Here is a 15,696-nt window from a genome sequence, read left to right as displayed (position 1 = left end):
GTACGGATGATCATCGCGCGATGGCGTGAGCGGATCGCCGGGGCCGGCGCCTGGCGCCTGATCTACGAGGTCAGCCTGGTGACGCTGCTGTCGGTGGCCACCACGGTGTCGGCCGTCTCGGGGGACTGGTACCCGCTCGCGCCCTGGCTGGTCGGCATCACCACACCGATCCTGATGCTGCTGCGGCTGATCCACCCGCTCGGCGCGTACGCGGCTGCGGCGCTGGTCGGACTCGGCACCGGAGGGCAGGGCTTCGTGCTGCTCGCGGTGCTCAGCGCGTCGCTGGGCTACCGCGCCGCCCGGGCGTGGCAGGTCGTCGCCGGGCTGGTGGTCGGCTGGATCTGCTTCGTGCTCTCGGTGCTGTGGGAGATGTCGCTGACCCTGGAGTGGGCGATCCTGGTGTCGTCCTTCTTCGCCTTCCTGGCCTGCGCACCGGCCGGCGTCGCCCGGCTGGTGCGCCGCCGCCGGATCCTGCTCGCCGCCATGCACCACCGCAACGTGCAGCTGCACAGCGGGCAGGCCGAGATCGCCCGCCAGGCGCAGATCCGGGAGCGGGCCCGCATCGCCCGCGACCTGCACGACTCGCTCGGCAACCGGCTGACCCTGATCTCCCTGTACGCGGGGATGATGCGCACCGACGAGGCCGACCTCATCCGGCAGGCGTCGTCGTCGGCGATGACCGAGCTGCGGCAGATCCTCGGACTGCTCGGGCAGGACGGCACCCAGCCGCAGGTGCGGCCGCTGTCCGGCCTCGACGAGCTCGCCGAGCAGGCGCGGGCCTCCGGCGCCCGGGTGGAGATCGTCCGCGAGGGCGAACCGCGTCCCGTGCCCGCGATGACCGAGCACGCCGCCTACCGCGTCGTGCAGGAAGGCCTCACCAACGCTCTGCGGCACGCTCACGGCGGTTCCATCGAGATTCTTCTGCGGTACGAGTCAGATGCGCTGATAGCTCGCGTGACCAACACGGCCGGCCGGCCCGCCGTGCAGGAGACCTCCGGGCAGGGGCTGCTCGGCCTGACCGAACGGGTCCGCGTCGCGGGCGGCGTGCTCTTCCACGGCCCGACACCCGACGGAGGGTTCCGTCTGGCCGCCACCCTCGCCTACACCGGTGACGAACCGCCGCCGCCACCGGCCGTCGCCACCAACGGGGCGGACTTCGTGTCAGTGGTCGAGCGCCACAGCCGCCGCTCCCGGATCGTGCTGGCGACCACGGCGGTCTCCATCGCCGGGTTCCTGGTGCTGTGCGGGTCCGGCGCCTGGCTGATGACCGCCATGGTGTCCGTCGACCGGGAAACCTACGACGCGATCCGGATCGGTCAGTCCGAGACCGCCGTGCGCGCCGTGCTCCCGGAGGCCGACGTCGCCGAACCGGGCGCCCCCGCCGGCTGCGTGGACTATCCGGCGGGCCTGCTCGAACAGCTCCGGGTCGAGGACGGTGAGATGATCTACCGATTCTGTTTCCGGGACGGGACGCTGGTCGACAAGCAGGAATGGGAGAAGAAGTCGTGACGCAGGCGCTGCGGGTGCTGCTGGCCGACGACGATTCGCTGATCAGGACCGCCATCGACGCGATCCTGCGGCCGATCGACGACATCGAACTCGTCGCACAGGCCGCCGACGGCCGGACCGCGGTGGAGCTAGCCGTACGGCACCGGCCGGACGTGGCGCTGCTGGACATCCAGATGCCCGTCATGGACGGCCTGGCCGCGCTGCGGGAGATCCGCCTGACGGCGCCCGCGGTGCGGGTCGTCGTGCTGACCACGTTCGGTCAGGACGACTACGTGGCGCAGGCACTCACCGGCGGAGCGGCGGGTTTCCTGCTCAAGGAGACGGCCGCCGAGGAGCTGGCGTACGCGATCCGGGCGGCCGCCGCCGGGAACGCCTACCTGTCCCCGAAGATCACCCGCCAGGTGCTGGACCGGTTGCCGGCGTCGGCCGTACGACCGGATCGTGATCTCGCCCTGGTCGAAGGTCTCAGCGGCCGGGAACGCGAGGTGCTGATCCTGCTGGCGCAGGGGCTGTCCAACGCCGAGATCGGCCAGCAGCTGTTCGTCTCCGAAGGCACCGTGAAGACCCACGTGTACCGGGTCTTCACCAAGCTGAACTGCGAGAACCGGGTCCAGGCCGCGATGCTCGCCCAGCGCGCGGGACTGCTCAACCCGGGCGAAGGCCCGGTCCGGCAGTGATGCCGGACCGGGGCCTTCGCTGATCCGGGTGCTGCCCTAGTTGGGCAGGGAGTCGTGGAACCAGCCCTGGTCCTCGCCGAAGCCGCAGTCCCAGAGGACAGCGCGAGCTCCCAGTTCGGCGCGACCGTTGCCACCGCCTGTGATGCCCAGGCACTTGCCGGTCGCCCTGTTGCGCAACCACCATTCACGGTAGTCCTCCCGGTGGGCGGGCACCCAGCGCTGATACTGGTTCATCGGATCGAACCACCACTGGACGAGCGGTGTGCCGTTCGTGTGCGCGTTGCCCTTCACCGACAGCGCGAATTGGTTCGAGGTTCCCGCGTTGCGAATCCAGTAGCTGCCGTCGCCAGCGGGTTCGATGCTCCACATCTGATCGCCGACGCGAGCTCCGTTGGGCTTGAACGACCGCGTCCAGGCGATCACCTCGGCACCGGCCGCTTCGCCCTCGCCACCACGGATCGACAGCACCTGCGGAGCCCCGTCGGTGCCGGGGGTCCAGACATTACTGTGCAGCTCGTCCCAGGTGGCTGCGTGAGCCGCAGTGGGGGCCACCACGGCCAGTGTCACGGCGGCGACCATCGAGACAGCGAAGTGAAGCAATTTCCGCAAGATTCTCAGCTCCCAGTGATCCTGATGTATGTCACAGCAATTGCGGGAGCATGCCAGATCAGACGGCTCAGCATTGCCCCTGCGCGTCGGCGTGGAGCCGCTGCGTGCGCCGCCGGCCGGGTGGGTACTCGGCCCGTCGACCTATCCGGCCAGGTCGGATCCGAGTGAGGTGACCGTCACGGGCGGCCCTCGATGTGGGTGAGGTGGCTTTTCCAGATCTGGCCGGCGGTCGGGACGGTCGACGGGTCGGGCCACTTCTCCGGATCCCAGAGGCCCGCGCGTTTCGGGGCCTGTGTGCAGTGCAGGAACAGCTCCTCGACCTCGACGACCACGCCGAGGCCGCCGCCGGCGAAGTCCGCTTGTTGCCCGGCCGGTCCGCGAACGCCAGCGTGCTCGGGCCGAGCACGACCACGCCACCGCCGTCCGGCTCGCCGCGCGGTGAGACGTCCACACTGCCGTCCGCGCCGGTCGTGGCCAGCAGGAAGAACGTCGACTTGGCAAGGAACATCCGGGTCTGCTCGTCGATCACCGTGATGGCCTTGTCCCGGATGATCGGCTGCGGGTGGCCAGCGATCTCGCGCAGTTCCGCCTCGCTCGTAACGGCCTTCATCGGCGTGCGCTCTCCAAGATCGATCTGTTGCGGAGCATCAACCCAACTTACGGGCATGAGGTTCGGATTTGCCGACATGGGCTATAGATGGCGCTTGATCCTAAGGAGGCACTTGTGTCACGAAGGAAGACCATGATCGCCGCGGCGGCCACAGCCGTGGTCACGGTCGGTGTCACCGCGCTCGGCACCGCGCCGGCGCACGCCATCGCCAACGGGGAGCCGGTCAAGGACGGGCGGTACCGGTTCTCCACCAAGTTGACCATGACCGGTATCCCGGTGCTCGGCGGCGGCACCCGCAACAGTGCGTGTTCGGCCGCGCTCATCGCCCGACAATGGGTGATCACCGCGGGGCACTGTTTCCGGGACGAGAACGGTGTACGGGTGGAGCGTCCGGTCGCGGCGTCGACAGTGGCGACGATCGGCCGTACCGACCTGGCCACGGGCACCGGCGGGCATGACCTGGAGATCGTCGCCGTACGCCAGTCGGCCACCGCCGACGTCGCGCTCGCCAAGCTGGCGCGACCCGTCCGCGACGTGAAGCCGCTGAAGGTCAGCGACGACGCCCCCGAGGTCGGCGACGTGCTGCGCCTCACCGGGTACGGCTCGCTGACCAGCGCCAATGCGACTCCGGCGACTCGTTTGCAGACGGGGCAGCTCCAGGTCGAGTCGGTGGACGCCTCGACCCTCGGGGTGCGTGGCTATGCTCCGCGTCCGGACACCACGCCCTGCCCGTACGACTCCGGTGGCCCCTTCTTCCGGGAGTCCAAGCGGCACGCGCCGGAACTGGTGGCGGTCGTCAGTGACGGGCCGAGCTGCCCGCACACCGGTGTCGAGATCCCCGCGCGCACCGACAACATCGCCGACTGGATCCGCGACACCGTCGGCGTCGGCTGATTCACCTGGGCAGCCCAGTCCGCAGCGTGGTGACCTGCGCCCGTATGTGAGCCGCGGGTCGCCACGCGTGTGGTCGTTGGGGGTTGTGTGGTGATCTGTGCCCGTATGTGGGCCGCAGGTCGCCACGCGTGTGGCCGTTGGGGGTTGTGTGGTGATCTGTGCCCGTATGTGAGCCGCAGGTCGCCACGCGTGCGGCCGTTGGGGGTTGTGTGGTGATCTGTGTCCGTATGTGAGCCGCAGGTCGCCACGCGTGCGTTCGTTGCGGATTGTGTGGTGATCTGTGCCCGTATGTGAGCCGCAGGTCGCCACGCGTGCGGCCGTTGGAGGTTGCGTGGTGATCTGTGCCCGTATGCGAGCCGCGGGTCACCACACAGGTGACCGGGACTGCTGCTCAGGCCAGGTGACAGCGGCGGCGGACGGCGGGCAGCGGCGGCGGATAGCGGCGGCGGCGGACGGCGGGCAGCGGCGGCGGACAGCGGCGGGCGGCGGCGGGCGGCGGGCGGCGGCCCGGTGGGCATAGGTCGATTCTCGTGGCCGCCGCGCGCGGAACGGCTCCGCCGCTCGGCTCAGAGGTTGTAGCCGCCCGACACCTCGATGTCCTGCGCGGTGACCCAGGCCATGTCGGAGCTGAGCAGCGCGGCGATGGCCGCCCCGACGTCGTCGGGTTCGCCGAGGCGCCCGAGCGCGGTCCTGGCGGCCAGTCCCGGAATCACCTCCGGATAGCGCTCGAACGCGTTGTCGGCCAGCCGCGTGCGGGTGGCGCCCGGCGCGACGGAGTTGACCCGGATGCCGCGCCCGCTGAGCTCCTTCGCCAGGTAGCGGGTCAGCACCACCAGGCCACCCTTCATCGCGCCGTACACCGAATAGCCCGGCTCGGTGACGGTGGTCGCCGCGCCGCTGGTGATGTTGACGATCGCGCCGCCGTCGGCCAGCAGCGGCAGCAGTGCCTGGGTGAGGAAGTACGGCCCCTTGAGCAGCACCCGCATCAGCGTGTCGAAGGTGTCCTCGGTGGTCTCCTCGAACGGCGCGATCCGGCTGGCGCCCGCGTTGTTGACCAGGTGGTCGAAGGTGTCGCGCTGCCAGTGCTCGCGCAGCGCACCGGACACGGCGTCGCGGAAGGCCGGGAACGTCTCGGAACGACCCAGGTCCAGCGGCAGCGCGACCGCGGTGCCGCCTTCCTTCTCGATGGCGGCGACGGTGTCGAGCGCGCCGGACCGGTTGCCCTGGTAGGTGAGGATGACCCCGATGCCGCGCCGGGCGATTTGAATGGCGGCGCTCTGGCCGATGCCGGAGCTGGCGCCGGTGACGATGGCGACCTTCATGATCAACGCACCTCGCTGAGAAGTCGGGTGAGCCAGTCGGTGCGGGTCCGCCTGGCCGTGGAGGAGATCGGCGCCTCGGGGAACAGCGCGTCGAAGCCGTGGAAGCCGCCGGCCCAGATGTGCAGCTCGGCGTGGCCGCCGGCTGCCCAGATGCGCCTCGCGTAGTCGACGTCCTCGTCGCGGAACACCTCGGCGGAGCCGGCGTCGATGTAGGTGGCGGGCAAGCCGCCGAGATCAAGGGCGAGGGCGGGGGAGACGTACGGGGAGACGGTGCCGTCGTCACCGAGGACCGACCGCCAGCCGAAGTCGTTCATCTCGCGCGTCCACACTCCGGGCCCGCCGGAGAACTGCCGGCTCGACGGGCTGTCGTTGCGGTGGTCGAGCATCGGGCCGATGAGCACCTGACCGGCGATCGCCGGGGTGGCGCGGTCTCGGGCCATCAGGCTCACCCCGGCCGCGAGGCCGCCACCGGCGCTGGCGCCCGCCACGATGATGCGGCGCGGGTCGATGCCCAGCTCGGCGGCGTGCTCGGCGACCCAGGCCAGGCCGTGGTAGCAGTCGTCGACCAGGGTGGTGCCGCCGGCCTCGGGCGCGAGGCGGTAGTCGACGGAGACGACGACAGTGCCGAGCTGGTCGAGCCATTCGAGGGGGATGTCGATCTGTGAGTAGCGGTCGCCCATGACCATGCCGCCGCCGTGGATCCAGTAGACGCACGGTGCCGCGGTCACGTCGCCGGGGCTCAGGATCGTCAGCGGGATCTCGGTGCCGTCCGGGGCCGGGAAGGTGACCTCGCGCCGCTCGAAGGAACTGCTGCCGGGCAGGGGCGCGGAGGCGTACGGCCGGATCTGCTCGAGGGTTTCGGTGTCGAGTGGCGGCATCGGTGGCATGCCGGCCAGCAGATCGGACAGGTCGGGGTCGTAGGCGGGTCGCATCAGAACACGGCCTTTCCGCCGACGGGCACCTCGTCGGTGTATCTCGAGTCGCCGGTCAGCAGCGGCTCCAGTGCCGCGACCAGGGCCTGCGCCGGGCCGGTGGCGAAGAACGCCTGGTGGGCCTGCTCGCTGGTCCAGCCCTCGGTGACGTGGACGGTGTCCGGGTCGGCGGCGGACCGGCCGACGAGGAAGACGACGCAGTCGGGGTGAGGCAGGGACGGCGCGTTGAGCAGCAGCTCGACGACCTCGGCGCCCTTGCCGGGCAGGGCGGTCATCGTGGCGTGGAACCCGTGGTTCGCGGCCATTGTCAGTTCCTCTCATCGGGTGAACTCTCGACCACTCAATGAAAGCAATACGGGCTGCGAAAACGTTAGAACGATGCTCGTCAGCTCTTGCCTGATACTCCAATTCTGGAGAGGATCGGTGCATGAGTCTCGTCGAGCTCCGGGAACTGATCACCCGGCACGCGCGCGCCGATCAGAGCACCGCCATCGAGGACGTGCTGCTCTCGCGGCTCGTGGAGCCGGAGGTGTCGGAGCCGTCGATGACCGGCACGGTGCTGGCCGTCATCGCCCAGGGCGCGAAACGGCTCGCGCTGGGCAGCCGGGTGTACGAGTACTCCGCCGGCCAGTACCTGGTCGCGTCCGTCGACATGCCGGTCACCGGCAACTTCATCGGCGCCACCGACGACTGTCCCGCGCTCGGGTTCGGCCTGATCCTGCGCCCGGCCGTCGTCGCCGAGCTGCTGCTCCAGGCCGGTCCCGGCGACCTCCCGCCGCCCGCCGGGGTGCCGTCCGGCCTGGCCGTCAGCGACGCGCCCGACGAACTGCTCGACGCGGTGCTGCGGCTGGTCCGCCTGCTCGACCACCCGCGCGACGCGGCCGTGCTGGCGCCGCTGATCAAACGGGAGATCCTGTGGCGGGTCATCACCGGCGAGCAGGGCGCCGCGGTCCGCCAGCTGGGCCTCGCCGACAGCAACCTGGCGCACGTGGCGCGGGCGGTCCGGTGGATCCGCGACCACTATCCGACGGCGTTCCGGGTGGAGGAGCTGGCTCAGCTGGCCGGGATGAGCGTGTCCGCGTTCTACCGTAACTTCCAGTCGGTGACCGCGATGAGCCCGATCCAGTTCCAGAAGCAGATCCGGCTGCAGCAGGCCCGGCTCCTGCTGGCCACCCGCCCCGGCGACGTGACGGGCGTCAGCCGGCACGTCGGTTACGAGAGTCCGTCACAGTTCAGCCGGGAGTACCGCCGTCAGTTCGGTGCGCCGCCGAGCCGGGATGCCGGTCTGCTGCTGCGGTAGCGGCCGGCAGTTGTCAGCGCGTCATGTGCTTCTGCGCCCACTGCTCGAACGGCGTCAGCGGGATGCCGAGCGCACGCGCGTACTCGGGCCGGGCCGGTTGACCGGCCACGTTCATCAGCTCCATCGACAGGGTCGCGTAAGGCGGCATGCCGGCGTCGAGCGCTTCCCGCTCCGTCATGTCGGGCGCGGTCAGCGGCACGCCGAGAGCCCGCCCGAGCACCTCGGCGATCCTCGTCATCGGCAGGTGGTCGCCGGCCAGTTCGAGTTCCACCTCGTGGAACCGTTCCGGCTCGGTGAGGGCCGCGGCGGCCGCCACGCCGATGTCGTGCACCGCGACCAGTGACAGCCACGTGTCCGGCTTGAGGACGGTCGCGATGCCGCCCTCCACTCCGCGCGGCATCAGATAGGACGCCGACAACAGGAAGTTCTCCATGAAGAAGGCCGGTTTGATCAAGGTCCACGACGAGAAGCCCGCTTCGCGTACGCGTAGCTCGATGCCGTTCTTGGCGGCGTAGTAGGGCTCCATCGGCGCCCACCGTCCCGTGTCGTAGCCGGGGGCTGAGGCGAGTCGCCCGGACCCGGACACCGAGGAGTGCACGAACTGCGGCACCCCCGCGGCCCGCGCCGCAGCGATCAGGTTCTCGGCCTGCCGCAGCTCCCCGGCGAAGTCGAACGCGCCGTTCACGACCTCGGCCATCTGCACGGAGTAGATGGCCCGCACCCCGGCCGCTGCGTTCACCAGCGACGCGCGTTCCTTCAGATCCCCGGTCACGAGGCGCGCGCCGAGTGCGGCGATCGCCCGCGCCTTCTCGCTGTCCGGATCGCGGACCAGGGCGCGCACGGGTACACCCTGAGCCAGCAGTGCGCGTGCGGTCGCGCCGCCCTGCTGCCCGGTGGCGCCGGTGACCAGCACGGGATCGGACATGAGGGAACCTCCTGGCGGCGTTAAACGGCGGGGGTCGCCGTTTCGTTGGCGTTAAGATACGGCGACCCCCGCCACTTAGCAACTGCGAGGAGAAGCGATGCCCGGCCAGCGCGCGGACGCCCGCCGCAACTACGCGCTGCTGCTCGCGGTCGCCGAGAAGGCCATCGCCGAGCAGGGCGCCGACGCGTCACTGGAACAGATCGCCCGTACCGCAGGGGTCGGGTCCGGCACCGTGCGCCGGCATTTCCCCACCCGGCACGCCCTGCTCGCGGCGGTCTTCCGCCGACAAACCGAAACCTTGGCGGTACGGGCGAACGACCTCGCCGCCGCCCCGGACAGCCGCGCGGCGCTGGTGGAGTGGCTGCAGGCCGTGCTCGCCTTCGGCGTGACCACGCGAGGGCTGGCCGTTGCCCTGAGCCGGGACCGGAGCGCCGCTCCCGGCGAGGTACACGATCACTGCGCTACCGCCCGGCTGACCGAGGCGGGTGGTCCACTCGTGGACCGTGCCGCCGCCGACGGCACGCTCGCCTCGGGCGTCACGATCGCTGACCTGCTCGCGCTGGTCACCGGTATCGCCCTGTCCATGGAGCACGAACCGGACGGGGCGCTCCGGTTGCTGAACCTCACACTCGCCGGTGTATGTCCGGAACCGTTCAGGCGGTCCGCTTGATCCCGCGCCGGCCTCGTGGGCGAGGGCCGCGGCACCGTGCCGTCAGTCGTCCGGCCCGGCCGGGTTGAGCCACTCCCGTCGTGCGCCGCTCTGCCCGTGTCACTTCAGGCGGGGATGGGCGGCGAAGAAGTCCCACAGCAGGTCGGTGGCGACGATCGGCGCGCCCGGCTGGGCCAGCTCCCCGGACTGCGCGCCCGGCCACGAGTGGCCCATGTCGGTGACCACGTACACCTCGACGTCCGAGCCGTCGGCGCAGCGCGCGCTGAACCGCTCGACCCGGTCCGTGCCGGTCGGCGATGCCGGCTTCGGCGCGCATCCGAGCCGCTCGCGCCACTTCTTCAGACCGGCGTCGAAGATGTCGTAATACCTGTCCTGCCGGCCGACGATGCTCATCACCGAAACCGGCTCGGCCGGGACGTAGCCGGCGTCCTCGGTCTTGGGCCCGCCGTAGCCGCCGCTCACCGCGCCGATCGCGGCGAACACGCCGGTCGCCTCGATCGCGGCGCGGAAGCTCATGTCGGCGCCGTTGGAGATGCCGGTGGCGTAGATCCGGTCGGCGTCCACCCGCCAGCCGGTGATCAGGCGGCCGGTCAGCGCCTTGAGGAACGCGACGTCGTCCTCGGCGCCGCAGCAGATCAGCGCGTTGAAACCGCCGTCGACGCCGTCCGGGTAGGCGACCAGGAAACCGTGCTCGTCCGCCTTGGCGTCCATCTCGATCATGGCGCGCAGGCGTTCGCCGGTGCCGGGGTAGAAATGCATGGCGACAACCAGCGGCACCGGTTCGTCACCGGTCCAGCCGGGCGGCGCGTGCAGGAGGAAGGCGCGCTCCCTGCCACCGACGTCGAGGGTGAGCCGGTGGTCACCCGCGGCGGGCCGCTGCGAGGCCGGTGCCGACGGAGAGTGCGGAGCAGAACTGCAGGCGGCGAGCGCGAGGCCGCAAACCAACACCAAGATCTTTATCGTACGCCGCAAAGGTCCCTCTCCTTTTCTTGCCGACCGCCTCGGGGCAGCCTCGGCCGGCCGTTGCGCCCGGTCAACGGTTTCGGCGAGCGCCGAAACCCGTGGCAAGCTGGGCGGATGTTGCGTCTGTGGCTGGAGCACGCGGACCTGGCGCGGGTCCGGTTCACCGACCGGCTGCATCCGGCCAGCACGGTGCTGATGGCCAGCCAGGCCCTGCGGAGGCCGTCGGTCGCCGCGGCCCTGCCGGTGCTGGCGCGGCGGGTGAGCTCGGCGGAGCCGGAGCTGCGGCCGTTGCACCATCTGATTCCGGCGCAGGGTGCCGCGCCGGACTTCGTGACCCCGTGGGACGGCGTGGAAACGCTCGAGGACGGGCTGACGGTGATCCGGTCGGCGCCGATCCGGCAGGTGCGGGCGCAGGTGTCCGCGGCCTACGCCCACGCGCCGGTCAGCGCGGCCCGCCGCCGGTTCGCCGACGCCGACGCGGAGGTGCTGGACACCCTGGTGACCGCCATGCGGACGTACTTTCATCAGGTACTGGAACCCGATTGGGCCGTGTTGTCGCGCAGCCATCGGCAGCTCGTCGCCGAGGCCGCCGCCCGCTATGCCCACACCGGCGCGGAAGGCCTGCTCACCGGCCTGCATCCGGCGATCCGATGGCAGAGCCCGGTGCTGGAGGTGGACACCTGGCAGGACGGCGACGTGCGCCTCGGCGGGCACGGCCTGTACCTGTTGCCGTCACCGTTCACCGGCCCGCGGCCACGCGTGCTCATCCGTGCCGGTCGGCCCGCCCTGGTCGTCTACCCCGTCGAGGCGCCGGACGGGCTGGACGGACGGTCGGCGGCCGACCCCCTCGCGGGCCTGTTCGGCCGGACCCGCAGTGCGGTGCTGGTGCAGGTCACCCGGCCCGGACGGCACACCACCTCGTCGATCGCCCGGCATACCGGGATCAGCGTCTCGTCGTCGTCGGAGCACCTGTCCGCGTTGCGGGCCGCCGGGCTGGTGTCGAGCCGCCGCGACGGCGGCGCGATCGTGCATCGGGCCACCGCCCTCGGCCGCGGTCTGGCCGCACCCTGATCACCGGCCCGGTCCAGCGGCGCCGCGGCGGGCAGGGTGATGGTCAGGGTACCGGCGCCGGTGTCGCTGACGGTGACGGTGACGTCGGTTCTGTGCTCGCGGGTGGTGAGGGACAATGGTGGTATGCCTGATGTCCAGTGCGATATCGAGCCGGTGGGCACGCGTCTGGTGGTGCACGTGCGCGGCGAGCTGTCGGTGGCGTCGGCTCCCGCGGTGCGGGCCGCGCTGCTCAAATCCCTCGTGGAGCAGCCTGACGCGGTCGTGGTGGACCTCGCCGCGACCAGGATCGCCGAACCCGTGGCGGCGTCGGTGTTCCTGGCCGCCGCACGTCACGCCTCGCTGTGGCCGGGCACAGCGCTGCTGCTGGCCGCCCCGGATCCGCCCCTGGCGCAGCTGCTCACCAACGGCTATGGGCGACTGACGGTCTACGCGTCGGTGCGAGAAGCGCTGGACGCGCCGATCCGGGAGCAGGCGACCACCATCATGGACACTCTGCTGCCCGCGTCCGGGGCAGCCCGGCACGCCCGTGCGCTGGTCACCGAAGGTTGCCTGCGCTGGGAGCTGCCGCATCTGGCCGGCCCGGCGAGCGTGGTCGCCGGTGAGCTGGTGACCAACGCGGTGGTGCACGCTCAGACGATGATCGATTTCCGGCTCACGCTGTGTCGCCGCTATCTGATCGTGGCAGTTCGTGACGGCAGTGACGCCGTGCCGGTGCAGCCGCCGCCGGCCTCGTCCGATCCGGCCGATCTGCGTGGTCTGCTGCTGGTCGAGACCATGGCTCACCGGTGGGGAACACTTCCGGGGTACGGCGGGAAGGTCGTCTGGGCGACACTGCCCCTGCGAATCGACGTTTGATCATGTCAATCGCGGATATCCACCGGTAGTTGCGCTGCGGCAACGATCCGCCGGGAGGAGTGCGATGGTGACGCCCTTCGCCGTGACGAAGCGCGACGACGGTGCGGGGGTGCACCGGCTGATGATCGCGGGCGAGCTCGATGAGGACACCTGCGACTGCTGCGCTGACCTGATCACCAACGCGGCCGAGCATCACGACGTGGCGGAGGTCGTGGTGGACCTGCGACGGGTCACCTTCATCGCGGCCGCCGGTGTCCGGGCTCTGCTGCGCGGCCGTGTGGCCACCCAGCGGGCGGGCCGGGAGTTCCGGGTGGTCAACGCGACCGGCCTCGTCTACCAGGTGCTCCGGATCAGTGGCGTCCACAAGATGCTGGCCGTCACTGTCGAACCGGACGTCCCGGCCACCTGACGCGACGGCTCCGGCGTTCGCCGGGAGCCGAGCGGTAACCGGCCGGGGTGGCTCCGGCGTGTCAACGTCCGATCGCGAACCCGAGCCGGACGATCGTTCCCTCGTCTCCGGCGATGGCGTCGACCCGGCCGCACAACCGTTCGACGATGGCGAGACCGCGTCCCCGTTCCGCGTCCGGTGTGGGCATTCGCCGGCCGAGGGCGCGCATCGGTCCGTGGTCGATGACATCGCAGGTGACCTGGCCGTTCTCGGCCCAGATCCGGACCCGGCCGCCGCCGGACGTGTGCTGCAGGGTGTTGGTGACCAGTTCACTGACGGCGATGACCAGCGACATGACCTGGTCAGCGGTCATGCCGAGGTCCTCGGCACGCCGTTGCGCGAAGGCACGCACCCTCGGCAGGTCATCGGGCTGGTGGTAGGCCATCACCTCGACGGGAACGGTCTCTGGGCTCGGCTCAACCACGCTGATCGGCCCGTCCGGTCTCGGCGGTGTCCTCCGCTGGTGCGGGCTGTTGGAGCAGCTCGAGGATGCCGGTGATCTGCAGGACGGTTTCGACGGTGCCGGTGGCGTTGACGACGTACAGGATGCCCGAACGTTCGAGTGCGGCGTGGTGGGCGGTGACGAGCGCGTGCAGGCCGCTGGAGTCGAGGAACCGTACCCCGGCCAGATCGACCGCGACCCTGGCACTGGACCCGACCGCGTCCAGCAGGGCCGCCGTCATCTCGTCGCGGCTGCGCAGATCGCATTCGCCGGCCAGGACGACCACCAGTGTGTCGGCGTTTCGCCTCGTGTGCGTCTCGAAGTCGGACATGAGAACTGTGCGGAACCCTTCCGAGCGGACATGAAGGGCCCGTGATGCCCCGCTCAGCATGATCGGGAGGAACTTCGGGTGTCAACCGTTCTCGGGCGTGACCGGCCCTGCGCCGGTGAACTGGACGCACAGGATGACGGTGTCGTCGGTGCGCGTCCTGTCGCCGGCCATGTGGGCGAGGAGGTGACGGCAGAGCGTTGCGGCGTCCGGGCCGGGCAGGCTGCCGGCCGCGTCGGCGAGCCGCTGCATGTTCACGGCGAGCTGCTCGTCCGGGCGTTCGACGAGGCCGTCGGTGAACCAGACGAACACGGCGTCATCAGGTACGACGACCTGGCCCTGACCGCGTGTGGCGGTTCCGGCTCCGAGTGGCAGTGACCGGCCGCCCCACAGGTAGGCAGCGCCGTCGCCAGTGACCAGCAGGGGTGGCAGGTGCCCGGCACAGGCGTACCGCAGCATCCGGGTGGCAGGGTCGTAGTCGGCGTATCCGACGGTGGTCGTCTTCGCGTCGGGGATGAGGGAGCTGGCCCGGTCGAGTTCGTCGAGGACCTGCGCCGGCCCGGGCGCGGCCTGGGCCAGGATGCGCAACGCCGATTGCAGGCGCGCCATCGCCGCCGCGGCGGCCAGCTGATGGCCGACGACGTCGCCGACGGAGAAACCGATCCGTCCGTGAGGCAGGGTGAACACGTCGTACCAGTCCCCGCCGACCTGGTGGGCCACGTCGGCGGGCCGGTAGTCGGCGCTGACCTGGACGGAATCGAGCTCGCTGCCGAGCACCGGCAGCAGCGCCTGCTGAAGTTGCTGCGTGGCGTTGTGTTCGCGTTCGTAGACGTGTGCGCGGCGCAGTGCCTGCGCGGTCAGGTTCGCCAGCGTTTCGGCGAAGGCCACGACGTCGGCGTCGGCGGAGTGCTCGCGGTGGAAGCTGAAAGTCAGTGAACCCAGTGCCTGGCCGTCGTCGCCGGGAATCGGCACACTCAGACTGCTGCGGACGTCGGGGGCCTGTCCTCCGGGCCGGTCCGGCGAGGTCCACAGGACCGTCTCTCCGCCACCGGGTGGCACGACGGCGACGCTGCCGTGGTCGGCGATCATGCCGATGCCCTCCCGTACGACGGCTCGGGCTATGTCCTCGGAGGTGACGGCCTTGGCCAGGTCCGTGGTCAGCACCTGCAGGGCGTGCAGACGAAGCCGGGCGGCTCGTTCCACCGAGGTGTCCCAGCGCGCGCTATCCCGCTCGGCGACGCCGACGGCGAGGATCCACGCGCCGAGGATGGTGGTCGCCAGGAAGAGTTGCAGGCTCATGGTGATCAGCTGTTCGGAGGTCTGCAGCGCCGCCCACGGGCCGTGGCCGGTGCTGGTCATCAGGTTCGCCGTCACCGTGGTCGCCAGGCCGGCCGCGAGCGTCACCTCCAGCGTCCGGCTGAAGGCGAGCGCGAACAGGACCGGGATGGGCAGGTAGAACAGCGGCACATCGTGCGGCCAGAAGCCGATCACCGTCGCGGCCACCGCCGACCCCACGCTCACGGCCCCTCGGACGGCCCCGGGTTTCGGGTCGGGGCGGTAGCGCCAGGCCAGGAAGGTGCCGGCCACGGTCAGCACCCCGGTCGCGTCGCCGGCCCAGAAGGACACGAACGACTGCGGCCACGGCGCGCCGAGGCTCCCGGCAAGCATCGTGGCGCCGATGGTGGCGCCGGTGATCGGCCCCGCGCCCACGCAGCAGGCGAGGAACACGAGAAGGTCTCGCCGGCGTCGCAGATCCACCTCAGCCGGTAGGAACCTCCGCAGCAACAGTGCTCCGACCAGTGGTTCGGCCGTGTTCGCGAGAGCGAAGCCCGCGGCCCATCGCAGGGCCATGCCGTGCGACATGTCCACAGCGATCTCCGTGACGGCCACCGCGGCCAGGATCCAGGGCCACCTGCGGCGAGGACTGAGCACCAGCGCCGACAGGGTGACCCCCGCGGGCAGGAACAGCACCACGATCGACGGGGCGCCGAAACTCACGAAAGCCAGAGACGCGCCGGCGGCGTACGCGAGCACCACCACGGCCAGCACCCGCCACAGTGGAACACGTCGTGCCGGTGCCGAGGCGTGTCCGGTCGATGATGTCACTCAGCGAGACTAGGTGGTTGCGGCTGGCCGCGGAC

18 protein-coding genes are annotated in these 15,696 nt (G+C 70.8%); 8 read left to right on the top strand and 10 right to left on the bottom strand.

Annotated features, from left to right (window positions below; genetic code table 11):
• The first annotated feature begins 6 nt into the window (after positions 1-6).
• Both CLV67_RS43310 and CLV67_RS43305 read left to right on the top strand, forming a co-directional pair.
• The gene (locus CLV67_RS43310) at positions 7-1,509 is read left to right on the top strand and encodes a sensor histidine kinase (protein ID WP_106329442.1); all 1,503 of its coding nucleotides are present in this window, start codon (positions 7-9) and stop codon (positions 1,507-1,509) included.
• On the top strand, positions 1,506-2,186 hold the full coding sequence (locus CLV67_RS43305; protein WP_428839499.1) for a response regulator: 681 nt from the start codon (positions 1,506-1,508) through the stop codon (positions 2,184-2,186). The genes CLV67_RS43310 and CLV67_RS43305 overlap by 4 nt, the downstream gene beginning before the upstream one ends.
• 36 nt (positions 2,187-2,222) lie before the next feature.
• Here the strand turns inward: CLV67_RS43305 and CLV67_RS43300 are convergent, their stop codons facing one another.
• Both CLV67_RS43300 and CLV67_RS53955 read right to left on the bottom strand, forming a co-directional pair.
• Complete coding sequence (locus tag CLV67_RS43300; protein ID WP_106329438.1) at positions 2,223-2,765, bottom strand: RICIN domain-containing protein; 543 nt, start codon at positions 2,763-2,765, stop codon at positions 2,223-2,225.
• A gap of 206 nt (positions 2,766-2,971) precedes the next feature.
• A complete protein-coding gene (locus CLV67_RS53955) occupies positions 2,972-3,127 on the bottom strand; it encodes a PNPOx family protein (protein WP_239166827.1) in 156 nt (51 codons plus the stop codon).
• 392 nt (positions 3,128-3,519) lie between these two features.
• On the opposite strand from CLV67_RS53955, the gene CLV67_RS43290 reads away from it, so the two are divergent.
• Positions 3,520-4,299 carry a S1 family peptidase gene (locus CLV67_RS43290; protein WP_307833901.1) on the top strand — a complete coding sequence of 260 codons (780 nt, stop codon included), beginning with the start codon at positions 3,520-3,522 and terminating at the stop codon, positions 4,297-4,299.
• A 566-nt stretch (positions 4,300-4,865) separates the two neighbouring features.
• Here CLV67_RS43290 and CLV67_RS43285 read toward each other — a convergent pair.
• The 3 genes from CLV67_RS43285 to CLV67_RS43275 are packed head-to-tail and all read right to left on the bottom strand — an operon-like array spanning position 4,866 to position 6,858.
• A complete protein-coding gene (locus CLV67_RS43285) occupies positions 4,866-5,621 on the bottom strand; it encodes an SDR family NAD(P)-dependent oxidoreductase (RefSeq protein WP_106329434.1) in 756 nt (251 codons plus the stop codon).
• A gap of 2 nt (positions 5,622-5,623) precedes the next feature.
• Positions 5,624-6,553, bottom strand: coding sequence for an alpha/beta hydrolase (locus CLV67_RS43280; RefSeq protein WP_106329432.1), 930 nt, complete (start codon positions 6,551-6,553; stop codon positions 5,624-5,626).
• Complete coding sequence (locus CLV67_RS43275; protein ID WP_106329430.1) at positions 6,553-6,858, bottom strand: putative quinol monooxygenase; 306 nt, start codon at positions 6,856-6,858, stop codon at positions 6,553-6,555. The genes CLV67_RS43280 and CLV67_RS43275 overlap by 1 nt, the downstream gene beginning before the upstream one ends.
• 122 nt (positions 6,859-6,980) lie before the next feature.
• Here CLV67_RS43275 and CLV67_RS43270 point away from each other — a divergent pair, with 122 nt between their 5' ends.
• Positions 6,981-7,853 carry an AraC family transcriptional regulator gene (locus CLV67_RS43270; protein WP_106329428.1) on the top strand — a complete coding sequence of 291 codons (873 nt, stop codon included), beginning with the start codon at positions 6,981-6,983 and terminating at the stop codon, positions 7,851-7,853.
• A gap of 13 nt (positions 7,854-7,866) precedes the next feature.
• Here CLV67_RS43270 and CLV67_RS43265 read toward each other — a convergent pair whose 3' ends face one another.
• Positions 7,867-8,778 carry an NmrA/HSCARG family protein gene (locus tag CLV67_RS43265; protein ID WP_106329426.1) on the bottom strand — a complete coding sequence of 304 codons (912 nt, stop codon included), beginning with the start codon at positions 8,776-8,778 and terminating at the stop codon, positions 7,867-7,869.
• Positions 8,779-8,875: 97 nt separating this feature from the next.
• Between CLV67_RS43265 and CLV67_RS43260 the strand changes: the two genes are divergently transcribed.
• The gene (locus tag CLV67_RS43260; protein WP_106329424.1) at positions 8,876-9,448 is read left to right on the top strand and encodes a TetR/AcrR family transcriptional regulator; all 573 of its coding nucleotides are present in this window, start codon (positions 8,876-8,878) and stop codon (positions 9,446-9,448) included.
• Positions 9,449-9,547: 99 nt separating this feature from the next.
• Here the strand turns inward: CLV67_RS43260 and CLV67_RS43255 are convergent, their stop codons facing one another.
• Positions 9,548-10,396, bottom strand: coding sequence for a CE1 family esterase (locus CLV67_RS43255; RefSeq protein WP_239166833.1), 849 nt, complete (start codon positions 10,394-10,396; stop codon positions 9,548-9,550).
• 129 nt (positions 10,397-10,525) lie between these two features.
• Here CLV67_RS43255 and CLV67_RS43250 point away from each other — a divergent pair, with 129 nt between their 5' ends.
• The 3 genes from CLV67_RS43250 to CLV67_RS43240 all read left to right on the top strand — a co-directional run bounded on the left by CLV67_RS43250 (position 10,526) and on the right by CLV67_RS43240 (position 12,746).
• Positions 10,526-11,482 carry an ArsR family transcriptional regulator gene (locus tag CLV67_RS43250; RefSeq protein ID WP_106329548.1) on the top strand — a complete coding sequence of 319 codons (957 nt, stop codon included), beginning with the start codon at positions 10,526-10,528 and terminating at the stop codon, positions 11,480-11,482.
• Positions 11,483-11,605: 123 nt separating this feature from the next.
• Positions 11,606-12,337: an STAS domain-containing protein gene (locus CLV67_RS43245; RefSeq protein ID WP_203737683.1), complete on the top strand. Its 732-nt coding sequence runs from the start codon at positions 11,606-11,608 to the stop codon at positions 12,335-12,337.
• 64 nt (positions 12,338-12,401) lie between these two features.
• Positions 12,402-12,746 carry an STAS domain-containing protein gene (locus CLV67_RS43240; RefSeq protein WP_106329422.1) on the top strand — a complete coding sequence of 115 codons (345 nt, stop codon included), beginning with the start codon at positions 12,402-12,404 and terminating at the stop codon, positions 12,744-12,746.
• 61 nt (positions 12,747-12,807) lie between these two features.
• Here the strand turns inward: CLV67_RS43240 and CLV67_RS43235 are convergent, their stop codons facing one another.
• The 3 genes from CLV67_RS43235 to CLV67_RS43225 all read right to left on the bottom strand — a co-directional run bounded on the left by CLV67_RS43235 (position 12,808) and on the right by CLV67_RS43225 (position 15,661).
• Positions 12,808-13,170 (bottom strand): ATP-binding protein, encoded by a 363-nt coding sequence (locus tag CLV67_RS43235; RefSeq protein ID WP_106329420.1) that lies wholly within the window; start codon positions 13,168-13,170, stop codon positions 12,808-12,810.
• 31 nt (positions 13,171-13,201) lie between these two features.
• Complete coding sequence (locus CLV67_RS43230; RefSeq protein WP_106329418.1) at positions 13,202-13,558, bottom strand: STAS domain-containing protein; 357 nt, start codon at positions 13,556-13,558, stop codon at positions 13,202-13,204.
• An 81-nt stretch (positions 13,559-13,639) separates the two neighbouring features.
• Positions 13,640-15,661, bottom strand: a complete 2,022-nt coding sequence (locus CLV67_RS43225; protein ID WP_106329416.1) for a SpoIIE family protein phosphatase — start codon at positions 15,659-15,661, stop codon at positions 13,640-13,642.
• Between the last annotated feature and the right edge of the window lie 35 nt (positions 15,662-15,696).

Source organism: Actinoplanes italicus (assembly GCF_003001815.1).
GTDB lineage: Bacteria > Actinomycetota > Actinomycetes > Mycobacteriales > Micromonosporaceae > Actinoplanes > Actinoplanes italicus.
Note: the sequence above shows the minus strand (reverse complement) of the source record. Positions and strands in the feature narration are given on the sequence as shown.